Below are 23,539 nucleotides of genomic sequence, written 5' to 3'. Positions count from 1 at the left end.
TCATTTTCATCTACGCTATGGACCGTTTTGAATCCAGTCAATTTCTTTTTTCATCCTATTGGACCAGCTTTGTAGATTTCTTTCGGCCCAGGCTTTAGCGGTTTTTTTTAGACGAATTCTTTTTTCTTCGTTCATCAGTAAAGTTTCGAATTCCTTTTGAAGGTCAGATTTGTTATCGGGAGAAACTATAATACCATTCTTATTGTGTTCTATAACTTCTTTGGTAGTGCCATTATCTAATGTTATAATGCATTGTCCACATATCATTGCCTCAAACAAAGGATTTCCTAAATTACTAACATCGTAAAGTGACAAAAAGACATCCAACGCTTGCATGAGTTCGGCAACTTTTTCCCTGCTCTGTGCACCTATAAAATGAACCTTATCCGAAACTCCTTTGCTTTCTGCTAATTCAATCAAATCTAATTTGTGTTCTCCTTCGCCTACAACTATGAGATGAAGCTTTGGATGTTTCTTGGCAAACTTTTCAATTAAACCTATTGCACGGTCTACGCGTTTCCAATACGTGAGTCTAGATACAGTAAAAGCATAGAAATTTTTAGGGTCCAAACCCAGTTCTCCAATGGTCGCTGTTCTACTCTTTGTTTTTTGGAAACTTTGAAAATTAAATCCATTGCGGATAAACAATAGATTATTGTCATTGACATTTGCATTCCAATATTTAAGTGCTTCATCTCCATGGGTTCCATCATTTGTCATGATATATTTATCAGCCTTGTTCCTTAATATGCGGAACATTTCATATTTTCTTAAACAATAAAAATATTCTCTGTACCTATTGCCCAAAATAGTTCCCTGGAATCGATTTACCACAATCGACTTATCTTTGTATTTTCTCTTTAACATAGAAATGGCATGAACTGCTTGGGCTTCATAGGCGTATAGGATAGAAGGTGTCTCCTCCAAATTGTTCAAATAATCTTCTAGGGCATTCAAAAGGGTCTTTGGCTCATAATATAGTCTATTCAACTTGCCCAAAAATCTAGGTCCAAAAAAAATAGGCCCTTTTATTTTTTTTACCCTTAGAGTATTCAAGCCCGGTAAATCCAAATCTATATTTTGAGAATGGCTGATATTTAGTTTTTGGACATATTTTTGATATGTAATATAAGTTATTTGAAACCCATTATCAGAATATCCTTTTATAGTTTCATACAAGCTTGGGGCGCCTGCTCCAGTTTTCATTGACCAAGGTTCCAAAGCACTTAGGAGTACAATTGTTTTTTTCATCTTATAGAGCCATTATTGATTTAAGGTTTCCCAAATATCTTATTTCAATTATTTCGCTTTGTCCGCTTACTATCTGCCCAAATATCAAGCGCATCAAATATAAAAGAGTATACTATCTACAGAACAAGTTGGATTGAATAGTACTTTTTAATCAGCTGTTGTTGATTAGCTCATTTACGATTATTTCGGCCGCATTACCCTTTCCATAAAGATTAAGAGAGCTATCGACTTTATTATCCAAGTGACTCTTAATATTCTCATAAAGGGTTGAATCGTCAACATTCATCAATTTATTTACATTATTATCCACTAATTCGACCCACTCGGTACTATCTCTTAACGTTATGCAAAATTTATTGAAAAAATAGGCCTCTTTCTGTAAACCTCCACTATCAGTTATGATAGATGAACAGTTATCTATTAAATATAGCATCTCCAAATATCCCACTGGTTCAATACAATTAAATTTTACTGGTATTCCACTTGCCTCTATAATTTTCTTTGTTCTGGGATGCATTGGCCATAGAAAATTTTCACCATCAGAAGCAAGTCTATTGAGAGTCTCGATTATATTTTTCAATCTCTGGGAATCATCAGTATTCTCCTGTCTATGGATAGTTACTAGTATATAACTACTTTCATTTACAAGACCTATAGGTCTTTTCATTTTGGTTTTATAATGTAATGCACTATCGTACATAATATCCCCTGACATATATATTTTGGAATCCTTGTTTTCAAATCCTTCGCTTCTCAGGTTGTCGACCGCTATTTGCGTGGGACAAAATAAGATGTCACTTATTTGATCCGTAAGTATTCTATTGATTTCCTCTGGCATACGCATTTCATATGAACGTAATCCAGCTTCCACATGTGCTACCTTCATATGTAGTTTTTTAGAGGCCAATGCTCCTGCGATAGTAGAGTTTGTATCTCCATAAACTACGGTCCAATCCGGTCTTTCCAATAGAAGGATTTTTTCTATTTCTTCCAGCATTCTTCCAGTCATTGCACCGTGCGAAAGACTATTTATTTCTAAATTGTACTTTGGTTCTGGAATTTCCATTTCCTTAAAAAAAATAGCACTCATATTTACATCAAAATGCTGTCCAGTATGTATGATAATCTCTTCAATTTCATTTCTTTTTGCAATCTCTCTACTTAAAGATGAGGCCTTTATAAATTGTGGTCTAGCTCCGAGTATTGTAACTATTTTCATTAGACTTTTCTAAGAAATTTTTATTTAACTTTTTTATTTAACGAATATGGATGAAAATCTCCGTTGAGACCTATAGGCGTACTATTTCTTATATTATGGACAATTTCAATTGCAGTTCTGGCGGCCTCTAAGCCATACCCTTTACCCAAAAGGATATCTTTATAGACAATCGTATGCAAATCAGTAAATCCTCCACTAAACTCTAATTCTTCACCATTTATTGTAATCGACCTAAAGGTGGTCTGCCCTTTTTGTTTTACCTCTTCAGGAAGATATTCTGAATTTATAGAAAGAAACCAACGAACTCGAGCATTTTCAAATTCCAAATATCCCGACGCTCTATCATTTTCATGTACATGAACAATGTTGTTTTGTATGTTTCCAAAAATCCAAGAAAGCATATCGTAAAAATGGACACCAATGTTTGTCGCTATTCCCCCAGATTTGCTATGTTCTCCTTTCCAAGAGGTATGATACCAATTTCCACGAGAGGTCAAGTACGTTAAATCCACCTCAAACTTTTTGTCTTTTCCTGTTTCTGCAACTTTTTTACGTAGTGCTATAATACTAGGATGCACACGTAACTGAAGAATGTTGTAGACTTTCTTTCCGGTATTTTCTTCCACTTTCTTGAGTTTGTCAATATTCCATGGATTAAGAACCAGCGGTTTTTCACAAATAGCATCAGCTCCGGAGCGAAGTGCAAAACGGATATGGGCATCATGTAAATAGTTAGGTGAACATATACTGACAAAGTCCAGAAACATGTCCTTTTCGTATTTGAGTTTTTCAATATGTCTGTCAAAACGCTCAAATTCAACGAAAAAATCAGCTTTAGGAAAATAAGAGTCTATAACTCCAACACTATCTCCTTTGTCAAATGCAGCTAACAAATCATTTTTGGTTTCCTTGATAGCTTTCATATGTCTAGGAGCTATATAGCCAGCTGCTCCTATTAGTGCAAAATTCTTCATAGATATTCTTTCATTTACTCAACTTTTTTACAAAATTATTTGAAAGTTGATATTCTTGTAAACTTTCTTTACAAATTGCGATTCCCGAATCATTAAAGTCTAATCCATGTCCATATTGGCTGACCCAACCAATTTGTTTTGCAGGATTTCCTACTAACAGCGCATAGGGTTTAACATCTTTGGTTACTACTGCTCCTGCTCCTATTAAAGCATATTCGCCTATCTTGTTGCCACAAATTATAGTAGCATTTGCACCAATAGATGCTCCTTTTTCAACGAGAGTTTTTACATAATCATCTCTACGAATAATTGCACTTCTAGGATTCAATATATTAGTGAAGACCATAGAAGGACCTAAGAAAACATCGTCTTCACATATAACACCTGTATAAATCGAGACGTTGTTTTGGACTTTCACATTGTTACCTAAAATTACATTTGGTGAAACAACTACATTTTGTCCCAAGTTGCACTTTTCCCCCAGGACACTATTTGACATTATGTGTGAAAAGTGCCATATTTTAGTATCTTTTCCTATTGAACACCCTTTATCTATAACTGCCGTTTCATGAGCAAAAAAATTATCTGTTAGCATATTAGCTTTTTTTTGATGCTTTTATACCACAAAAATCCAAAACAACAGTTTCTTTATCAAATTTTAAACTTTTAAATTCTTCGTGAGCTACCAAAAAAACAACAATGTCTGATTTAATAGTAGCTTCTTTATAGTTTGTAAGCTTAAAGACCTTATGGTTCTCGATGTTAGGCTCTACAATATAATACTCCTCATCATTCGCATTCTGCAAAACTTTTTGTACAATATATTTCGCAGGAGACTCCCTTAAATCATCGATATTTGGTTTAAAAGCCAATCCCATTAAAGCGATACTAGGCTTTCGTCCGTTTTTCAGTTCAAACTCTAGTTTGGAATTTTTTATTTTCTCTGCGCACCAAAATGATTTATAATTATTGATTTCCCGTGCTGTTCCTATAATTTTTGATTCCATCGGATAATCTGCAACTATAAAATAGGGGTCAACCGCGATACAATGCCCACCAACACCGCAACCAGGTTGTAGGATGTTTACTCTAGGATGTTTATTCGCAAGTTCTATAAGTTCCCATACATCAATGCCTGCTTTATCACAAATAAGCGATAGTTCATTGGCAAAGGCGATTTGAACATCCCTAGAGGAGTTCTCTACCAACTTACACATTTCGGCAGTTCTTGCATTTGTCTTGTGAAGTTGTCCTTTGATGAACAGCGAGTAAAACTCTACTGCCTTATCGGTGGATTTTTCATCGACCCCTCCAATTACTCTATCATTATTTACCAATTCAAACATAACATTTCCAGGCAGAACCCTTTCCGGGCAATAGGCTATATATAACTGGTCTCTTAGCTCTGGCCTATTCTCATAGATTAAGTTCATCATTCTTTCAGTGGTTCCAATCGGTGATGTGGACTCAATAATATAGAGGTCTCCTTGTTTCAAAAGGGGAATGATAGCCTCTGTAGCTGCTTGAACAAATGACGTATCTGGTTCATTTTTATCCTTAAAGGGTGTTGGAACTACTATAAGATAGTTATTGGCTTCTAGGGGTGCCGTAGCTGCTTTTAGAAAACCATCCTTTACAGCATTTTCAACTGCTTTGTCGAGTTCGGGTTCAATAATATGTATCTTACCAGCATTAATTGTGTCAACAACATCAGAATTAATGTCTACTCCATGAACTGAGATTTTATTTTGTGCAATCAAAGCTGCTGTGGGTAGACCTATGTAGCCAAGCCCCATCATCACAACTTCTGGATTTCTATTCATTTTTAAATTTTAGAGATATGGTCTACAATTCTTTGACAAGCCATTCCATCTCCATATGGATTATGAAGTTTACCCATTTGGGAATATAGTTCTTCGTCCTCAAGTAATTTAGTGGCTTCCACAATTATTTTTTTCTTATCAGTACCAACCAAGAAAACTGTCCCTGCGACTACTGCTTCAGGCCTTTCCGTTGTTTTTCTCATTACCAAAACAGGCTTTCCTAAACTAGGTGCTTCTTCTTGAACTCCACCACTATCAGTAATAATCATATATGATTTGTTCATCAACCAAACAAACGCCGGATAGGATAATGGTTCAATCAAATTAATGTTCTCAATATTCCCCAAAATATCATAAACAGGTTTTTGGACATTGGGGTTCAAATGCACTGGATAGATAATTTGGACATCTGAATGTACAATTGCAAGCTCATTTAAAGCTTCACAAATATCAATAAATCCTTGTCCATGATTCTCCCGGCGATGGCCTGTAACCAATATTGTTTTCTTTTTATTATCCAAAACTTGTTTTAATTCTTCTATCTGACCATCATAAAATCCTTGGGAGGAAACTTTATCAACACTAAACTTTAAAGCATCAATAACAGTGTTGCCAGTAACCTTAATGGAATCCTTTTTTTTATTTTCTCGTTCCAAATTTTCCTTAGCTGTCGTTGTAGGAGCAAAGTGAACCTCCGCGATTATTCCAGTAACACTCCGGTTCATCTCTTCAGGATAAGGGGATTGCATATTAAACGTTCTAAGGCCAGCTTCAACATGGCAAACTTTTGCTCCGGAATAGAAGGCAGCGAGACTGGCTGCCATGGTTGTGGTAGTGTCTCCGTGGACATAGACAAAATCAGGGCCAAATTCTTCGAGTACCGGCTTCAGCTCGGTTATAATATCAGCTGTAAGCGAATACAAGTTTTGATTAGGACGCATTAGGTTTAAATCAAAATCGGGGGTAATCTCAAAAAAATCAAGGACCTGGTCCAACATTTCCCTGTGCTGCGCAGTAACACAAACCTTGGTTTCAAAATCATCGGGATACTTTTGGAATTCTTTTATTAATGGTGCCATTTTAATGGCTTCGGGCCGAGTTCCAAAAATTATAAGATTGCGTTTTTTCTTCAACTAATTAGCTTTTTTTGTGAAACCCATAGACTCAGAACAGTTATAAAACAATTTTTTGAGATGCGTTATTTTACTGCTTTAAACTAATAGCTCTTTTATTAATTTCAATCAACATTAGTATTCCAAAAAAAAGTATTGTTAGGATTAATGGTATTACTACAATACTTTTTCCAAAGAAAGCTTTTTTCACTTGTTGCGGTTTTCCAAAGTTTACAACATTAACAGGCTCTTTCTGTTCCTTTAATTCCAATCTTTTTTCTTCGATATCTTGTATTAATCGATTCTTTAAAGCGAAAAGACCCGTCACATCCATTCGCTCTTCAGAGTTCATAACAATTTGGCCATCAGTCTTCTGTTCTGCTTTATCAATCATATTTTTAGAGTAAGCAGAAATTAACCCATCGATTTGTTCAATGAAAATCTCGTTCTTTTTGATTCGTTCGAAAGCATTTTGATTGGAGATTATGGTCAATTCATTAAAATAATCGTTAGAATTAATGTAATCCATAATTTTCTCGGCAAAAACTTTTCCTTTGGATGAATCCTTGAACAGAAATGTAATTTTATGGCTCAGCGTACTCTTATTCAAGAATTCGGATTTTATTACCTCTGAAAATTCTTCATTACTCTGAAATTTTTCCAAGAGCTCGAGATATTCAAAGTCCGTTTCGACTTTCTTCTGATCATCTAAGGGTTCTATCGATATTTTAAACTCTGTCAAATTTGAGACATCAGCACCAATAGTCTTAAAAAATACGGTATCTCCAGACCTTAAATTATTCTCTATTTCATCTACTACATTGTATAGATAATTTTTACTTTCCAAATTAGGTTTTACAATAACCTCGATTTTTAATTTTTTATCTATTATCTGGTTCAATCCATAACCTGCGGCCAATCCTAAAATTATCAATCCAACTAATATTAATGCATATTTCTTTAGAAATAAAAACAGTCTTAAAAAGGCTATCCAAATTTTATGGAAACCTTTGCCGATCATCTGGAACAGTTGTCCCAAATCTATTTCATCTGATGAGTTATTATTTTGTGCTGGTCGGTCTGCCATTTTACGAATTAAATATTTGTTTTAAAATTCTATCGGTAATCAAATAGGTCGGTTTGACCCCGGTTGTACCCAAGCCCCCCGAGGCCAATGTACTCCCAGTCTCCAACGGATTGTCAGATGCATAATAAGCGTATCGTACTTTCACGTCTTTTTTAATACTTTTTCTGATTTTTGATGCAGATTGAATCGCTTTTTGGTAGTGTACCCCTTCCATTTCTAAACCGATTACGTTCCAAGTGGATTCATGAAAAAACCGTAAGATATCTTTGTTTTGAAGCGATGTTCCAAGAACAGTAACCATTGTTCCTTCCAAAATCTTTAATCCATTCCCCTCAAAATCTGTGGCGGAGAGTTCATTTTTAAAAGGATAATTATCCGCGGTACCTTCAAAAATATGTGCTGAAGGAATCATTAAATCTCCCTTTCCTCCTTCCAAAATACCTGCTTTGCCCATAATTGATATGGAATCTACATTTAAGAATGTCTTCTGGTCGTCCATAGAGATTGGTTTTAAAAGTTCATCTATGGTTTCAAACGCTTGTTCGCCAAATGCATAATCCATTACAAATATAACTGGTTTTTCATCGTTTGAAATAGCATTGGACAAATCATAGCAGCAAGTACCACCCCCTAATTTTGCCATATCAAAAATCTGGACATCGATATTGGCCCCGGATTTATCACCAATAAAAAACATTCCGTTCTTTTTTCCCCAATCCTTTACCTTTTTACGAAGTACTTTGTTTTTGGCAGAACTCAAAGCCTCATAAATATCCAATGACCTAGAATCTGGAAAATCTTTGGTCAAAGCTTTTTTGGCAAATAGGGAGTTCATAACACTGTGCATGTTGGCACTTATAATGTGAAGTGGCCGGTGCAATAAATCATGTTCCTTAAGTGTTTGTTTTATCATTTCTGCCCAGCGCTCTCCATGAATATGGTGTCCCAATCTTTCTCGCAGTATTGGGCTAAAGGTAATGGTGCGTTTATTACCGGTGGTCATTTCTTCAATGGCCAACTTTCCCAACCAATAGATAAAATTTAAAAAACGATTCGGATTCTCATGAGTATTGAGATTGTTCTCTATTTCAACAACATCTTCAAAAGTCCTGCCCAATATGTTGGCGGTATGTATCAATGCAACCTCGCGTTCTGCTTCGTCCTTTTCTTCGCTCTGAACAAATTCTGCCAACTTTATCCAATCCCTGGTCGTTACATTGGTTTCCTCCACTAAAACACGCTTGCATATTTTATCGGATTCAATGAACAAAAAAGTAAGGTGGGTGAGAATATCATAAATATCGCTTCTGCCACGTGTAATTTCAATATTCATCTGTTCATCATCGATCCGATAACAGTTTCTCCTTCTTTTTGGGGGTACAATTGCCTTTAAGTGGGATTTGGAAAAGCCTTCATCGGATGTTAAGTTGATAAACCTGCACTCCTCAATACCTTCTGGCAATCTTTCCAATACGTAAATAAGTCCATTGAGCTCTGCTTTTTCTTCTGCAACCGACCCGTAAATTTCAGGTCTTAGCAAAAGCAGTGCATTGCGAAGAGCATTACCGGACACACCTGAAGGTTTATAAAAACCCCTGTTGAGCAAGTGCCGCATTGTAATATATAAGCGCTCGATGGCATTTGTGGATTCCTGCGCCCTGGTATTTTGCTTTACTCTGGTGTTTATCATATATGCCCGCAAAAATACATGAATTCCAATGAAAGTTGAAGAGAATTTAAGTTAGTCGGCTTTAAAATCTTTTAGGCCATTGGCAACTTTTCTATCATTGGATAAACGCTGAACTTTATTCTGACCACCCAATTTTCCCATAAACCTCATGTAGTTTTTGAAGCCACCCAATTGTATTTGGGTAATCTTTAATGGTTGTAGAATATTCCCTTCAATCAAATCCAGATAATAACTGTTCTGCTCTTGCATACTTTTTTCTATAAAATTTGAAAAATCATCCATAATGGATGGAGCCTTTTCAAATTCTATAAACCATTCGTGATATGGAAGCTCGTTGTTTTCTGGTGATGTTTGAGGCGCAACCGTAAACTCGTTAACAATAGCATCCGTTTTGGTCACGGCAAGCTTTAAGGCTTCTTCCACTTCTTTGGCAATCACATGTTCCCCAAAGGCGGAAATAAAATGTTTAATTCTGCCGGAAACAATAATCTTAAAAGGACTATTTGAAATAAACCGAACGGTATCTCCTAAATTATACGCCCAAAGTCCTGCATTGGTGGAAATGATCATCACATAATCTATATTTAGCTCAACTTCCGCAATTGTCAACCTTTTGGGGTTTTCTGTAAAAAATTCATCTGCCTTTATAAATTCATAAAATATTCCGGAATTGAGCAAAAGGAGCATTCCATCATCTTTTTGGGAATTTTGATATGCAAAAAAACCCTCGCTTGCCGGAAAAAGTTCTATACTGTCTACTTTTCTACCGATCAGGTCTTCGAACTTGGCGCGATATGGTTCGTAATTTACACCCCCATATATAAAAAGCTGAAAGTTCTTAAAAAGTTCACCGACTTTTTTACCCGATTTTTTATTGAGCTTTTCAAAATACATTTGGACCCATGAGGGTATTCCCGCAATAACGGTCATGTTTTCTTTTTTGGTCTCTTCTACTATTTTCTCAACCTTGGTCTCCCAGTCTTCTATACAATTGGTCTTCCAGCTGGGCAATCTGTTTTTTTGTAGATAGTTAGGAACATAGTGGGCGGAAATACCTGAGAGCCTTCCCAATTTAATGCCTCCCTTGTCTTCTAAAATAGGACTGCCCTGTAGAAAAATCATTTTCCCGTCCACAAAATCGGCATTCCCCGTTTCATGAATATAATTGAGAATAGCATTGCGGGAGGCCTCAACTTGGTGTTTTATCGATTCATTTGTAATGGGTATGTATTTGGCCCCGGATGTGGTGCCCGATGTTTTTGCGAGGTAAATGGGCTTACCGGGCCACAGCACATTCTCTTTTTTGTTGATTATATCCTCTATATAGTTTTTTAAATCTTCATAATCCCTAACAGGCACCTTTTCGATAAAATCTTTATGGGTTTTTATCCCAGTAAATTCATGATCTTTTCCAAATTGCGTAGGCTCTGCCGAACGTATCAAGTATTCAAAAAGCCTTTGTTGGGCATTAATGGGGTCGTTCATCCATTTCGCCGTTTTTCTAGCAGTGTATTTAGCAAAAAGTCTGGCGGCGAAGGCTTTTAAGGACATTTATTTAAAATCTATATAGTTTAAAGGGTTTACCGGTTTACCGTTGCTCCAGAGTTCAAAATGTAGGTGCGGTCCAGTGGTCAACTCCCCCGTATTCCCTATGGATGCAATAACTTCACCGGCCCTCACCAAATCACCCTGGGATTTGGTGAGTGAGCCATTATGTTTGTATACAGAGGTCAAATTGTCTTTATGCTCAATAATTATTACGTAACCTGTTTCTGTTGTCCATTCTGAAAAAAGTACAACACCGTTTCCTATGGATTTTACAGGAGAATCTTTGGGAGCGACCACGTCTACAGCATAGTGTTTGTTCTTCAAATCAAACTCTTGGGTAACCGTTCCGTTTATCGGAGAAAACAATAACGATTCAATATTGTCCACATTTCTCTCAAAAAGATTGTACTTATCTTCAAGCTCAACCTCTTCGCGCAAAAGTAAATCCTCACGTATCGGTGTCAAATCAACAGTAGATGGGTCCAGCTTGTACTTTTCAAAAAGCGAATCCCTGTTCATCTCATTATTTTCGATGTCCCCGCGCAATACCGACCTTACATTATCTAAATATCTATTGGTATAGCTGAGCACGGTCACCAATGAGTCAGTTTTGTAGGTAAGTTCCGTTGCCTGTCTTTTTAAACGTGTTGATGAATAGCCCGGAATATATTCCCGTAACGGCGTAAAAGCAATGAAGAGGGTCGTTAACCCTATCAGTACAATAATAAAAAGGGTTCCCGTTACGAAAACATTGAGCCTGCTAAGTTTAAAAGAAATCTTTTCTTCAAAGGTGTTTTCGTTGAGAATGACCAGACGATATTTATGCAATAACTTGCGCTTTATCTCTTTTCTCTTTCTTTTGTCCTTTGCCATAATCAACAAAGATAACTTTAGATTTTAATTTAGCTGTTAAGCTTTTTAAAATGTAATAGGGCCATAAATATATATCTGAAACAATCTTAACAGCTAATTTTCGTTAATACGTAGAGCCTTTAGGTTCTTTTTAGTAATTTTACCCTTCATTTATAAAGGCATGTTGTTATGATTGCTCAAACTATTTTTCTTGGTATGCTCGGCCCTTGGCAAATTGTACTTATAGTCCTTGTTGTACTTTTGCTGTTCGGAGGCAAAAAAATTCCTGAACTTATGAGAGGTCTGGGAAGTGGTATAAAAGAATTTAAGGATGCTTCCAAAGAAGAGGAAAAACTGGAAGGCGGAAAAGAATCTGACGCCTAATTTGGCTTGACCTTTTTTTTGATGTTTCCTATACAAATGCTTCCTGTTCAAAAATGTATGTTTTTAAGAACAACATTTTTCATGTCTACATGCCACAAATAGCTTCTTTCACAACAAAAAATTATAGGAGCTCCCATCATACCTTATTTTAGCGTCTTAAACCAGCATTGGGCATTCTCGCTCAATGTTCAATAAATCCACCGGATGACGACCTCAACAGAAGGAGTGATTCTTAAGAGACTTATCTTGATCCTGCTATTTGTTTTTGCTACGGGCCTAAATGCCCAGATGCTTTCCTATATAGAATTTGAAGAGGATACAATATTCTCTGATGATGTGCCCACAAATAAAAAATCTACTACAGCCCATTATTCTAAAACCAATAAAAGCAAACGTAAAGAGTACACTTTAGAAAACGGAACCACTGCCAGATTGATCAAACAGGCCGATGCGTATTTTGATAAATTCTGGTATGCCGAAGCAGCTAGGCTTTATGACATGGTATTGGAAAAAAGAAATGCAAAACATAGTTTTAAACTGCTTTTAAGGGCAGGTGATTCCCACTATTACAACCGTAATCTTGAGAAGGCCCATAAATGGTATGATGAGTTATATAATTCTTATGAAAAGGACGTTACCGATGAGATTTTTTTTAAATATGCGCATTCACTAAAAGGTACTGGTCGTTACAGGAAAGCTGCAAAACTTGACAAGATATTCAAGGAAAAAAGGGAAGTGTCCGAAAAGGAAATTGAACGGGAAATCAAATCGTTGAGCGGCGGTACCGTAGAAATCAAAAACTTGGCGATCAATTCAGTGTATGCCGATTTTTCCCCTATGTTTCATAACAAAGACGAAATTGTATTTTCATCTTCCATGGACACCTCTTTTTTGACTACACGAAGGTACAAGTGGAACAACCAACCCTTTCTTGACCTTTATGTTGCCAAGAAAAGTGATGCCAATCAAGATTTGACCGGTTCAAAAAAATTCTCCAAAAATTTGAACACAAAATATCACGAAGCTTCTGTAGCATTTTCACCCGACCAGAAAACCATCTATTTTACCAGGAACAATTATGGAAAAAAGTTAAAGCGTGGAAAAAAGGGCATCAACCATTTAAAAATCTATAGAGCGGAACTTATTGAAGATGAATGGACAGAGGCGAAGGAAGTATCTTTTAACAGTGAAAATTTTTCCAATGGCCATCCAGCTATAAGTCCAGATGGCAAAAGAATGTATTTTGTCTCCGATAGACCGGGCGGTTTCGGATTTACAGATGTTTACGTAGTGGATATTCTAAAAGACGGTACATTCTCAGAACCCAAAAACTTGGGTAGGAATATCAATACCGATAAAAAAGAAATGTTTCCCTACATCACTGAAAATGCCCTTTACTTTTCTTCGGATAGGGCCATGGGTGTTGGAGGACTGGATGTTTACAAGGCCGATCAAGCCAACGGCCTTTTTGGCGTAGCCACCAATCTGGGCACTCCGATCAATAGTACAAGGGACGATTTTTCCTATATCATAGATGAAGATGGCCAAAAAGGCTATTTTGCATCAAACAGAGAAGGGGGCAAGGGAGATGATGATATCTATTCTTTTAAAAACATCATCAATTTAAATGCGATTTCCGGAATCGTTGACGATTTGGAAACAGAAGAACCTCTTGCCAATGCAACCGTAACATTGATTGATGAAAATAACGTTTGGGTAGCCGAAACAGAGACGGCATCCGATGGCAGCTTTACTTTTGAAAATCTCGATCCTTCTTCCACATATACCATCAATACCATAAAAGAAAGCTTTTCTGATATAAGCACTAAAATTTCGACCAGAAACAATGAAAGCGTCACCATTAATCAGTCCTTAAAGCCATTGAACAAAATGATCGCTGAGGAAAAAGGGACGCTAAAATTGGAGACGGAAGCTATTTATTTTGATTTTGACAGGTTCAACATTAAGTCGGCAGCGGCGGCAGAACTGGACAAACTTGTTGAGGTCATGAAGGAATATCCTGAAATGGTCATTAAAATTGAATCCCATACCGATGCCATTGGGGATAGCAATTACAACAAGTACCTTTCAAATAAGCGTGCTGCCTCTACTAAGGACTACATAGTTTCCCAAGGTATCGATGAATCACGAATTCAAAGTGCGATAGGTTATGGTGAGGAACAGTTGTTGAACGATTGTGCGGACGGAACAAGATGCGCCAGCACCAAACACAGACAAAATAGACGTTCGGAGTTTATTATCGTAGAGATGTAAGTTAAGTGTTAGGAAATCAGAAAATAGAGAAGAGAAAGAGACGTCACCCGCAACTATCAAATAATTCAAAATCTAAAACTTGGAAGTAAGCACTTAGAGCTGCTAGATAGTTGGAATTTAGGGATCAGGAGCTAGGATTTAGGGGTTAAAGGCTAAAGGCCAAGGGTTAAAGTTCAAGGGTTAAGGACCAATAGTTAGGAATCGTTAATCGAGAACTTCACACTTCGTAATTCCAAAATCGTAATTCTTTTTATTCTTTCGTCTATCCTCTATCCTCTCCAGTCTTTTTCCTGGTTCCTGGTTCTTGGTTCACGTTCCCGAACCTTCGGTCTCCTGCCACCCGACATTGGTGATTAGTCTTTAGTTTTCACATTTCGCATTTAGATCATTGGATTATTGGAGTCAGTAATCAAAAATTTCCCACTTCGTGATTCCAAAATCGTAATTCTTTTTAGTCTTTCGTCTCTCCTCTATCCTCTCCAGTCTTGTTCCTGGTTCTTGGTTCAGGTTCCCGAACCTTGGGTCTCCTGTCACCCGTCATTGGTGATTAGTCTTTAGTTTTCGCATTTAGATTATTGGAGTCAGGAATCAAGAAATTCTCACTTCGTAATTCCAAAATCGTACTTCGTTTCAGTCTTTTGTCTATCCTCTTTGGTCCTTGTTCCTGGTTCCTGGTTCACCTTCCCGAACCTTCGGTCTCCCAACATCCCGTCAACCCAAACGCCCCATCCGTCAACCACGGGCCCGTATCCGTGGATCGCCCGCCCGCTCTTTGGGCAACAATCGCCAACTTACAACCTTGAACAATAACTTTTACAAACAAGACAACATCATGAAATTACAGAACGTATTTTTCACTGCACTTTTTGCACTGGCACTGTTCTCCTGCGGCAAGGACGACGGCCCAACGACTACCAACGGCGCGCCCACGATGAGCGCACAGGCCTTTACCGCCTCCGAGGGCATTTCCGATACCCAGGCCATAGGCACCGTGAAGGCTACCGACCCCGATGGGGACGCCCTTGCCTTTGCCATCGTCGCCAACAGCGGCGACCTGTTCGAGATTGCCGCCACAACGGGCTCGATCAGCCTTGCCAGTGGCAAGAGCCTGGACTTTGGCCTCGCGGCCTCGCACGTGATCACCGTGGGCGTGAGCGACGGGGAGGACGATGCCTCCGCACAGATAACCATAAACGTCACCAACGTGAACTCCGCGCCCGTTGTGGGCGTAAAGGCGTTCAGCGTGCCGGAGGATGCCGTGACAGTGGGCAACATAGGTGCCACCGATCCGGACGGCGACGAGCTCACCTTTGCCATCGTGGAGAACGACAGCGACCTGTTCACGATCGGCGGTGATGGCGAGATAAGCCTTGCCGATGGCAAGAACCTCGATTTTGAGACCGCTACGCTGCACAGCATAACGGTGAGCGTGACCGACGGTGTGGAAACTGTGGAAGCGGGCGTGAACATCAACGTGGAGAACGTGGCCGAGAGCCTCGCCGAGGACCCCGCTTCCTTTATAACCACATGGAAGACCGATGCGGACGGGCAGGAAATAATAATTGCGCCCAATAATCTCTTCACCTATGACTACAAAATCGACTGGGGCGACGGAACGGTAGAGGATATTGCAACAGCTGATCAACAATCGCACGTATATGTTGCGGCGGGCACCTATACCGTGGCCATCAAGGGACAGTTCCCAGCAATACAAAATTCAATGATAGAATTGAATATACGAAAACGCCTGGCCAGTATAGAGCAATGGGGCGATATCGCTTGGAAATCGTTCCGTCAAGCTTTTATTGCATGCTCCAAAATGGAGTATAATGCCACGGACGTTCCGGACCTTTCCCAAGTGACCGACATGGGCGTTATGTTTGCTGATTGTACCAATTTCAACGGTGACCTTAGTGGATGGGACGTAAGCGGCATAACTAATATGATGATTATGTTCGCTTCTGCAACCTCTTTCAACGGTGATATAAGCGGATGGGACACGGGCAATATTACAAATATGAGTAGCATGTTTAATAATGCCCCAGCTTTTGATCAGGACCTTGGCGGTTGGAACATTTCCAAGGTAACCGATATGGGAGGAATGCTGAGCGGTTCCGGCATGAGCCCGGAGAACTATAGCGCCACCCTGATCGGTTGGTCCAGTAACGGCGAAAAAAACATACCTGACAATATTGAGTTGGGAGCGGTGGGGCTTACATTTTGTAATAATCCGGCGACCCTGACCGCGAAGACTGTTCTAATAGGTCAAAATACATGGACAATTGACGATAATGGCAGTGTCGACTGTAATTAAAAAATCGTTTTAGAACGTTCAGCATATATTTGATAAATGCACCGCTCTTTGGCAATATGCCGAGGGGCGGTTTTTTTTAGGTTGGACCGTTGGATTGGCGGATAGTTGGATGGTTGGAATCAAAAATTTCCCAATTCGTAATTCCAAAATCGTAAATCGTTTCAGTCTTAGGTCTTTTGTCTCTTGTCTATCCTCTTTTGTCCTTGTTCCTGGTTCTTGGTTCAGGTTCCCGAAACTTGGGTCTCCTGTCACCCGTCATTGGTGATTAGTCTTTAGTTTTCGTTTTTCGAATTTGGATAATTGGATAATCGGAGTCAGGAATCAAGAATTTCCCAATTCGTAATTCGTTTCAGTCTTTTGTCTCTTGTCTATCCTCTTTTGTCCTTGTTCCTGGTTCTTGGTTCACGTTCCCGAACCTTCGGTCTCCTGTCATCCGTCATTGGTGATTAGTCTTTAGTTTTCACGTTTCGCATTTTGATAATTGGATTATTGGATAATCGGAGTCAGGAATCAAGAATTTTCTAATTCGTAATTCTAAAATCGTAATTAGTTTCAGTCTTCGGTCTATCGTTTTTTTTCATTTCGCTCAAAGCTCAATTTCATGGCCTATACTTAAAATTTTTAGCCGTTTTATAGTCCAAACATCTAATTTACCTTCATCCGTCAATTCAAAAGGGCCATTCGTTGATCGTTATCCTTTTTAATGTAGATTTCTTTCTTTCTTGTCATCTATAGTACCAATCTTTTCATATAGTTGTTTATAAAGTTGATTCCCCCGGCCAATGGCCGGGGTTTTTTTGAACCAAAAAAGCCTACTGAACGATTGTAATGCACATATGTTGTAATTGATCTGCGTATTTTATCGGAAAAACCTTTTACTTCATAGATTTTTATAAAATCCCTATAATTTTCATCAAATTTTTGAGCGGTTCATCCCATAGTTTTTTGGTCAAGGCAGTAAATTCCAATCTTTGCCTTGTCTTTAAATCTAAAAGTTACGAAATATGAAAAATTTATTACTTGTAAAAGAAATATATCTAGAAGGTTTTAGGAATCTAGGGCATTTTGTGGTTGAAAAATATTTTAAAATTTTTGCATGGTTCAGTTTCGCTATGTTCTTTATCATGCTCTATGCTTTTGTATATAGAATTTCAACAGGGTTTGCTTTTGGTTGATCATTTCTAAGTCCTGATTTCAGTTTAAACGAAAAGCCCGGTTATTTTAACTGGGCTTTTCGTTTAATAAAAGTTTTCAAAATAGTCTCGCTTTCAGGAAGCAGATGAAAAACCAAGACTTTCAATTACTTTGGCCAACTCCTTTTCTTTTTGTGTGCCAACCAAGAACTTTTCTCCATTCTTCAATTGTAGGGAAAGCCCCTTGTTTCCTTTTACATTATAGACAGTTCCATAGCGCGTCCATAGTCGCATTCCCCACCCCCCAACAAAACCATAGTTGATGACTTTTGCGGACTTCACATCTTTCCATGATACCGTTCTATTGACAAAAGGGGCAAACCGAATACTAATTTCATTTTGGTCAATTTTTGTACTAAGTTTTATACAATAAAACCACGCTGTCAATCCTAACATTGCCAATGCGAAAAGATAAAGTCCAAGGTCGGACATGGGATTGTTCCCGAACGGTTCTTTCAGAACCACTTGTTTAAAGATTCCATAACCCGTGAAGAGTATAATTCCCATTAAAATTATCCAGACCCACCATTGGTTAAAACGCTGTTCCTCTTTAAACCTAAAGTGCATTATGGATTATTGTAATTTTTCTGGTGCGCTATTAAAACTGATGGTTCTCAATATGGCTTCCAGTTCAAACATATAATCCCGTTTTTCGGCAGAAGGGGCAAAGGTAAATCCTTCCAAAACAAGTTTTCTGTCATTTTCTTTGTCGTTGATAATGTAGGTCAAGAAAGGACCGGCCATAGGATATCCGTTAATTTCCCAGATTCCTTTTACCTCTGCTGCTTTCTTCCCTCCAATTTCTGCAGGAAAAACGTAGGGCGCAAAAGCTTTTTCCGTAACCATGAACGTGTTTTCATAGGGTCCGGGAATAAATTTTTTTCCTATTGAATCCCGTATCTTAACAATGTCACTAACAAAAGTTGAATCATTGTCAAAAGTATTCCAAGGCAATTGATAGGCTACAATGTTCATGGTACCCTTGGGAATCTGTATGTCCATCCATACAAAATTCTTTTCCCGCCTGCCCACTTTGTACAGTGATGGTATTTTCAGATCTATGCCAAACTCTTCCTGCAAAGCAGCATCCTTGTTCAAAGAGCGCTTAAACCTTTTCTGTGCTTCGGCAATCTCCACTTGTTTAAAAGAGGATATGGCTTTATCTGCAAGTGAGTCCAGATTACCTGCCAATTCATTGTACGTTTCTCCTTTGATTATGGCTATTCGTTGGGGTTTGGCATAAACATCAGCCTTTATATGGGCCAGTGAGAGCGTGTCCTGATCTACAAATAGTACCGACCTTGAATAGGCTGTAGCCCCTTTAAATACTTGCGGGGGAACCTGGGTGATCGTAAACTTAGGTTCTCTTTGCGGCAGTCCCAATACAGGTGCGGCAAAATGTTCCCTTATCTTATCTCCAATCCCACCTTTCCAGAGTTCGGTATCCATCACTACCATCAAAGAATTGATACCACCAGTAGATGGGGGTAGAAAACGTTCTTTTGGTCCAGAATCTTTACATGACAAAACCACCAGTAGAAGAATGGTGGTCAACAGTGTTCCTATTTTTTTCATCTTAAAGTAAATTTACGAAGAACAATTGCACAATTTAAGCTTTGTGCCCGGTTTTAGGTTATTACCACTAAGACCGTTCCATTCTCGTAAATTATCTATGGAAATTCCAGGATATTTTCTTGAAATAGTCCATAGGGAATCCCCTTCTTTAACTGTGTGTGTTTTTGACCCGCTTGCCAATGCTCCAGAAACGGGTTTTGATGTTTTGGTTTTTGCTACCACCGTTTTGGCAACGTAAGGTTTTCTTGGATAAATAGTAAGTCGTTGTCCAACCCTTAGATTGTTGCTGCGCAATCCGTTCCACCTTTTTATCTGACTGACACCTACGCCGTATCGCTCTGCTATTCTTCCCAAGTAGTCCCCGCTTCTGACTTTATATCGAATTTGGTTTTTAGTTTGCACCATTTGGGGAAGTGGTTTCTCTAAGGAATCCAACTCTTTTTTGGCATAGGCGTAGATTGCCTCTTCATTGCTCACAAATTTTCCAATTTTGGTTACCGGCAGCCTGAGTGCATAGGATTTTCCCTTTATTTTTGGAATAATATTTAGTTTATACGCTGGGTTCAGCATTTCAAGCTCTTCTGTGCTTATATCCACTAATTTGGATATTTGATCGAACGTAATCAAATTTTTTACATGAACCGTATCCGTTTCAAAATAGGGTCTATCGGCTTTTTTATATTGTAATCCATGTTCTTCTGCATACTCAAAAATGTACATCGTCGCCAAAAATGCCGGTAGATAGCCTGCTGTTTCGCGTGGAAGATTCCTTCTGATATTCCAGTAATTTTTATACCCACCAGATCTTCTTATGGCCTTATTTACATTGCCGGGTCCTGAATTATAGGCGGCGAGCGCCAAGTCCCAATCATTAAAAATACTATGGAGTTTGTAAAGGTATTTGCTTGCAGCTTTGGTGGCCAATATGGGATCGTGCCGTTCATCTACGTAACTGCTTACATCCAAATTGTACATTTTGCCCGTACTGTACATAAATTGCCATAGCCCTTTTGCACCAACCCTGGATTTTGCCCTTGGATTTAATGCTGATTCTATAATGGCCAAATATTTTATTTCTAAAGGAACATCATGATTGTCCAGTTCTTGTTCAAAAAGAGGAAAATAAAATTGGCTGGCAGTAAGCATTCGTTGCATTAAATCTCTTTTCCTGACCAAAAAAGATTTGATGACACTTTCCAAAGATGAGTTATAGGCTATATTAAAGGGGGTTTTTTCATCCAAAATAGCCAACCTTGCTTTAAGCGTATCGGTAGGTAAATCAACCAATGTGATTTCCTCGTCTTCTGTAATTGGTTGGTTCTGTATCTCCAAAGCCATTTCACTGAACAATTGTGCACTGGCATGTAGCTCCTTTAACCAAAGACTATCATATTTTCTAGCCTCTTCTAGATCTTTTAATTGAAATTCTCCCTTTTGGTTTTCGGTAATTATTAACCTGTTACCCTCTATCTGGCTTTTTTCAGCTTCTAGATTGAGAGGTTTTAATGGTTGTTCTGATAGGGAATCCCGCTTTAAAGATATCGTTTCTTTTTCTGAAGAATCAGTTTGTATTTCTTGTGCTACAAGAAGTGGTGCGGATAGAAAAAGTGATAGTATTAGGGCTATCTTTATGTTTTGAATCATTTTTGGACAATGTTTGATTTTTTGGGACAAACTAAAATGGTGTTTTTTTTCGAAATAGTAAAATTTTCGTCCAAAAACATGGTCATGGATAAGGTTTCTCCTACTAAATCATAACGTATACATTAGTCCATTATTGCAGCAATACCCGGCAGTGTTTTTCCTTCCAGACTTTCTAACATAGCCCCTCCGCCAGTAGAGACATAACTTACTTTATCCTCAAAGCCAAATTGCTTCACTGCAGCTACCGAATCGCCTCCACCTACAAGGGAAAAAGCTCCCTTTTGTGTGGCTTCGTCAACAAAATTCCCTACAGAAATCGTTCCTTTCGCAAAATTCTCCATTTCAAAAACTCCAACCGGGCCATTCCAAAGAATGGTCTTTGATTCCAAGATTACTTGTTTAAAAAGTTCAAGCGTTTGTGTGCCTGCATCAAGACCCTGCCATCCGTCCGGGATTTCATCAACTTTGACAACTTGGGTGTTTGCTTCGTTGTCGAAAGCGTCTGCGGCCAAAACATCGACCGGTAAATGAATTTTCACGCCTTTTGCTTCGGCTTGTTTTAAAATATCCAATGCCAAATCCATTTTGTCATCTTCGCAGATGGAATCCCCTACATTGCCTCCTTTTGCTTTTACAAAGGTATAGGTCATACCGCCGCCGATAATCAGGTTGTCTACCTTATCCAAAATGTTCTCTATAATTGTAATTTTAGATGAAACCTTTGCGCCCCCCAAGATAGCGGTTACTGGTTTTTCGCCTGTTTGCATCACTTTCTCTATAGCCTTGATTTCCTTGGCAAGAAGGTATCCAAAACATTTTTTTTCTGGAAAATAGTTTGCAACGATTGTTGTGGAAGCGTGTGCCCTGTGCGCCGTTCCAAATGCATCGTTTATATAAATATCACCGTGTTTGGAGAGTTTTTCGGCAAAAATTTCATCGCCAGCTTCTTCTTCGGCATGAAATCGAAGATTTTCCAATAACAGCACTTCTCCATCCTGCAGCCCAGATACGGCTTCTGTTGCAGCATCACCTACACAATTTTCAACAAACTTGACTTGAACACCTATAATCTCGGACACTTTTTCACAAATATGTGATAATGACATATCTGGATTGGCCTTTCCTTTTGGCCTACCCAAATGGCTCATTAAAACGGTGGACCCCCCATCTTCCAAAACTTTCAATATAGTTGGCTTAGCTGCTTCTATCCTGCTGGTATCGGTTACATTGAAATCAGCATCCAAAGGCACATTGAAATCTACGCGTATCAATGCTTTTTTTTCTTCAAAGTTAAAATCATCTATGGTCTTCATCCGTATCTATTTTAGGTGAGTCCAAATGTAAAGATTTCCTGCTTTCTGTTTGGATAACAATAGTCATATTTTTATGCTATTCACAAAAAATAGTTTCCGTATACAGAGCCTAAAAAATGTATCTTTGAAACATGCTTTTTAAGAATGTTTTGGGGCTTGAGCACATAAAAAACCATTTAGTGGCCACTGCTGATTCTGGAAGAGTAGCACATGCGCAATTGTTCATAGGACCTGAGGGTTCAGGCACTTTGCCTATGGCCATAGCCTACGCGCAATATTTGCTCTGTGGAAACAAGAATGGGGAAAACGATGGGGAAAACTCAGCTTGTAATTCAAAATGCAATTCACTAACCCACCCAGACTTTCATTTTGTGTTTCCAGTGGCCAATTCAGACAAAGTAAAATCCCATGCGGTAAGTAATCATTATTTGCAGAATTGGAGACAGTTTATAAAAGAACAACCCTATGGGAACCTTTTCGATTGGTACCGCTTGATCGGGGTCGAAAAAAAGCAGGGACAAATTGGTGTGGACGAAGCTCAGGATGTTGTAAAGAAACTTGCTTTAAAATCTTATGAAGGCGGCTATAAGGTGTTGGTGATATGGATGGCCGAGAAAATGAATATTTCTGCATCGAACAAGCTGCTTAAACTGATTGAAGAACCACCTGAAAAAACTGTTCTGTTACTGATCGCCGAGGAAGAAGAGCAAATTATAAACACTATTAAATCACGTTGCCAATTATTACATTTTCCCCCATTAGGCGAAAATGCCATCACCGAGGGACTGATCGGCAAGGGTGTTTCTCCAGGTGAAGCACTTTTAATTGCGCAAGAAGCAAACGGAAACTTTAATAAGGCATTGGATTTGCTGAACAAAGATTCTGAAGACCTTGTTTTTGAGCGTTGGTTTGTTCAGTGGGTAAGAAGTGCTTTTAAGGCAAAAGGGAATAAAAGCGCTATTCAGGAATTGGTTATGTGGAGCGATGAGGTTGCAAAAACCGGGAGGGAAGTCCAAAAGCATTTTCTCAATTATTGCCTCACCATGATGCGCCAGTCGCTATTGTTGAATTACGGGTCCGAAAGCTTGGTCTATGCAAAGATTCATATGGCGGGTTTCAACTTGAAAAAGTTTGCTCCCTTTGTACATGAAAATAATATTTTGGATATCGTAGATGAGTTGGAAAAAGCTATTTTTCACGTGGAGCGTAATGGAAATTCCAAGATTATTTTTACCGATCTCTCTATAAAACTAACTCGCCTGCTACATACCAAAGCGGCCTAAAAC

19 protein-coding genes are annotated in these 23,539 nt (G+C 38.5%); 5 read left to right on the top strand and 14 right to left on the bottom strand.

Features of this window, described 5'->3' with window-relative positions; all coding sequences use genetic code 11:
- Nucleotides 1–15: 15 nt before the first annotated feature.
- The 10 genes from HME9304_RS07550 to HME9304_RS07505 form a co-directional block, all read right to left on the bottom strand.
- Nucleotides 16–1,251 carry a glycosyltransferase gene (locus tag HME9304_RS07550; RefSeq protein WP_112378006.1) on the bottom strand — a complete coding sequence of 412 codons (1,236 nt, stop codon included), beginning with the start codon at nucleotides 1,249–1,251 and terminating at the stop codon, nucleotides 16–18.
- Nucleotides 1,252–1,402: 151 nt separating this feature from the next.
- Nucleotides 1,403–2,470: a non-hydrolyzing UDP-N-acetylglucosamine 2-epimerase gene (gene wecB, locus HME9304_RS07545; protein ID WP_112378005.1), complete on the bottom strand. Its 1,068-nt coding sequence runs from the start codon at nucleotides 2,468–2,470 to the stop codon at nucleotides 1,403–1,405.
- 20 nt (nucleotides 2,471–2,490) lie between these two features.
- Nucleotides 2,491–3,444: a Gfo/Idh/MocA family protein gene (locus tag HME9304_RS07540; RefSeq protein WP_112378004.1), complete on the bottom strand. Its 954-nt coding sequence runs from the start codon at nucleotides 3,442–3,444 to the stop codon at nucleotides 2,491–2,493.
- Nucleotides 3,445–3,454: 10 nt separating this feature from the next.
- Nucleotides 3,455–4,039, bottom strand: a complete 585-nt coding sequence (locus HME9304_RS07535; RefSeq protein WP_112378003.1) for an acyltransferase — start codon at nucleotides 4,037–4,039, stop codon at nucleotides 3,455–3,457.
- 1 nt (nucleotide 4,040) lies between these two features.
- Nucleotides 4,041–5,267, bottom strand: coding sequence for a UDP-N-acetyl-D-mannosamine dehydrogenase (gene wecC, locus HME9304_RS07530; protein WP_112378002.1), 1,227 nt, complete (start codon nucleotides 5,265–5,267; stop codon nucleotides 4,041–4,043).
- A gap of 2 nt (nucleotides 5,268–5,269) precedes the next feature.
- Nucleotides 5,270–6,346, bottom strand: a complete 1,077-nt coding sequence (gene wecB / locus HME9304_RS07525) for a non-hydrolyzing UDP-N-acetylglucosamine 2-epimerase (RefSeq protein WP_239023427.1) — start codon at nucleotides 6,344–6,346, stop codon at nucleotides 5,270–5,272.
- 124 nt (nucleotides 6,347–6,470) lie between these two features.
- Entirely contained in the window at nucleotides 6,471–7,466 is a 996-nt protein-coding gene (locus tag HME9304_RS07520) for a hypothetical protein (protein WP_112378000.1), read from the bottom strand.
- A gap of 1 nt (nucleotide 7,467) precedes the next feature.
- Nucleotides 7,468–9,156, bottom strand: a complete 1,689-nt coding sequence (locus HME9304_RS07515) for a DUF6909 family protein (RefSeq protein WP_112377999.1) — start codon at nucleotides 9,154–9,156, stop codon at nucleotides 7,468–7,470.
- Nucleotides 9,157–9,207: 51 nt separating this feature from the next.
- Nucleotides 9,208–10,707: a GH3 family acyl-acid amido synthetase gene (locus HME9304_RS07510; RefSeq protein WP_112377998.1), complete on the bottom strand. Its 1,500-nt coding sequence runs from the start codon at nucleotides 10,705–10,707 to the stop codon at nucleotides 9,208–9,210.
- On the bottom strand, nucleotides 10,708–11,577 hold the full coding sequence (locus tag HME9304_RS07505) for a M23 family metallopeptidase (RefSeq protein WP_112377997.1): 870 nt from the start codon (nucleotides 11,575–11,577) through the stop codon (nucleotides 10,708–10,710). It abuts the gene before it with no gap.
- A 168-nt stretch (nucleotides 11,578–11,745) separates the two neighbouring features.
- Here HME9304_RS07505 and tatA point away from each other — a divergent pair, with 168 nt between their 5' ends.
- From tatA to HME9304_RS16950, 4 genes are all read left to right on the top strand, one after another.
- The gene (gene tatA, locus HME9304_RS07500; protein ID WP_112377996.1) at nucleotides 11,746–11,940 is read left to right on the top strand and encodes a twin-arginine translocase TatA/TatE family subunit; all 195 of its coding nucleotides are present in this window, start codon (nucleotides 11,746–11,748) and stop codon (nucleotides 11,938–11,940) included.
- A gap of 204 nt (nucleotides 11,941–12,144) precedes the next feature.
- Nucleotides 12,145–14,214 (top strand): OmpA family protein, encoded by a 2,070-nt coding sequence (locus tag HME9304_RS07495; protein ID WP_112377995.1) that lies wholly within the window; start codon nucleotides 12,145–12,147, stop codon nucleotides 14,212–14,214.
- A gap of 832 nt (nucleotides 14,215–15,046) precedes the next feature.
- Nucleotides 15,047–16,528 carry a BspA family leucine-rich repeat surface protein gene (locus tag HME9304_RS07490; RefSeq protein WP_112377994.1) on the top strand — a complete coding sequence of 494 codons (1,482 nt, stop codon included), beginning with the start codon at nucleotides 15,047–15,049 and terminating at the stop codon, nucleotides 16,526–16,528.
- Between the two features lie 1,004 nt (nucleotides 16,529–17,532).
- Nucleotides 17,533–17,703, top strand: coding sequence for a DUF6747 family protein (locus HME9304_RS16950; protein ID WP_164674796.1), 171 nt, complete (start codon nucleotides 17,533–17,535; stop codon nucleotides 17,701–17,703).
- A 93-nt stretch (nucleotides 17,704–17,796) separates the two neighbouring features.
- On the opposite strand, the gene HME9304_RS07485 is transcribed toward HME9304_RS16950, so the two are convergent.
- From HME9304_RS07485 to HME9304_RS07470, 4 genes are all read right to left on the bottom strand, one after another.
- Nucleotides 17,797–18,288 carry a hypothetical protein gene (locus HME9304_RS07485; protein WP_112377993.1) on the bottom strand — a complete coding sequence of 164 codons (492 nt, stop codon included), beginning with the start codon at nucleotides 18,286–18,288 and terminating at the stop codon, nucleotides 17,797–17,799.
- A 6-nt stretch (nucleotides 18,289–18,294) separates the two neighbouring features.
- A complete protein-coding gene (locus HME9304_RS07480) occupies nucleotides 18,295–19,296 on the bottom strand; it encodes a DUF4837 family protein (protein WP_112377992.1) in 1,002 nt (333 codons plus the stop codon).
- A gap of 12 nt (nucleotides 19,297–19,308) precedes the next feature.
- Nucleotides 19,309–20,940, bottom strand: a complete 1,632-nt coding sequence (locus tag HME9304_RS07475) for a lytic transglycosylase domain-containing protein (protein ID WP_112377991.1) — start codon at nucleotides 20,938–20,940, stop codon at nucleotides 19,309–19,311.
- A gap of 122 nt (nucleotides 20,941–21,062) precedes the next feature.
- The gene (locus tag HME9304_RS07470; protein ID WP_112377990.1) at nucleotides 21,063–22,253 is read right to left on the bottom strand and encodes a phosphoglycerate kinase; all 1,191 of its coding nucleotides are present in this window, start codon (nucleotides 22,251–22,253) and stop codon (nucleotides 21,063–21,065) included.
- A gap of 131 nt (nucleotides 22,254–22,384) precedes the next feature.
- On the opposite strand from HME9304_RS07470, the gene HME9304_RS07465 reads away from it, so the two are divergent.
- On the top strand, nucleotides 22,385–23,536 hold the full coding sequence (locus HME9304_RS07465) for a DNA polymerase III subunit (protein WP_112377989.1): 1,152 nt from the start codon (nucleotides 22,385–22,387) through the stop codon (nucleotides 23,534–23,536).
- Nucleotides 23,537–23,539 lie beyond the last annotated feature (3 nt).

Source organism: Flagellimonas maritima (assembly GCF_003269425.1).
Taxonomy (GTDB): domain Bacteria; phylum Bacteroidota; class Bacteroidia; order Flavobacteriales; family Flavobacteriaceae; genus Flagellimonas; species Flagellimonas maritima.
This window is presented reverse-complemented; position numbering and strand designations above follow the sequence as displayed.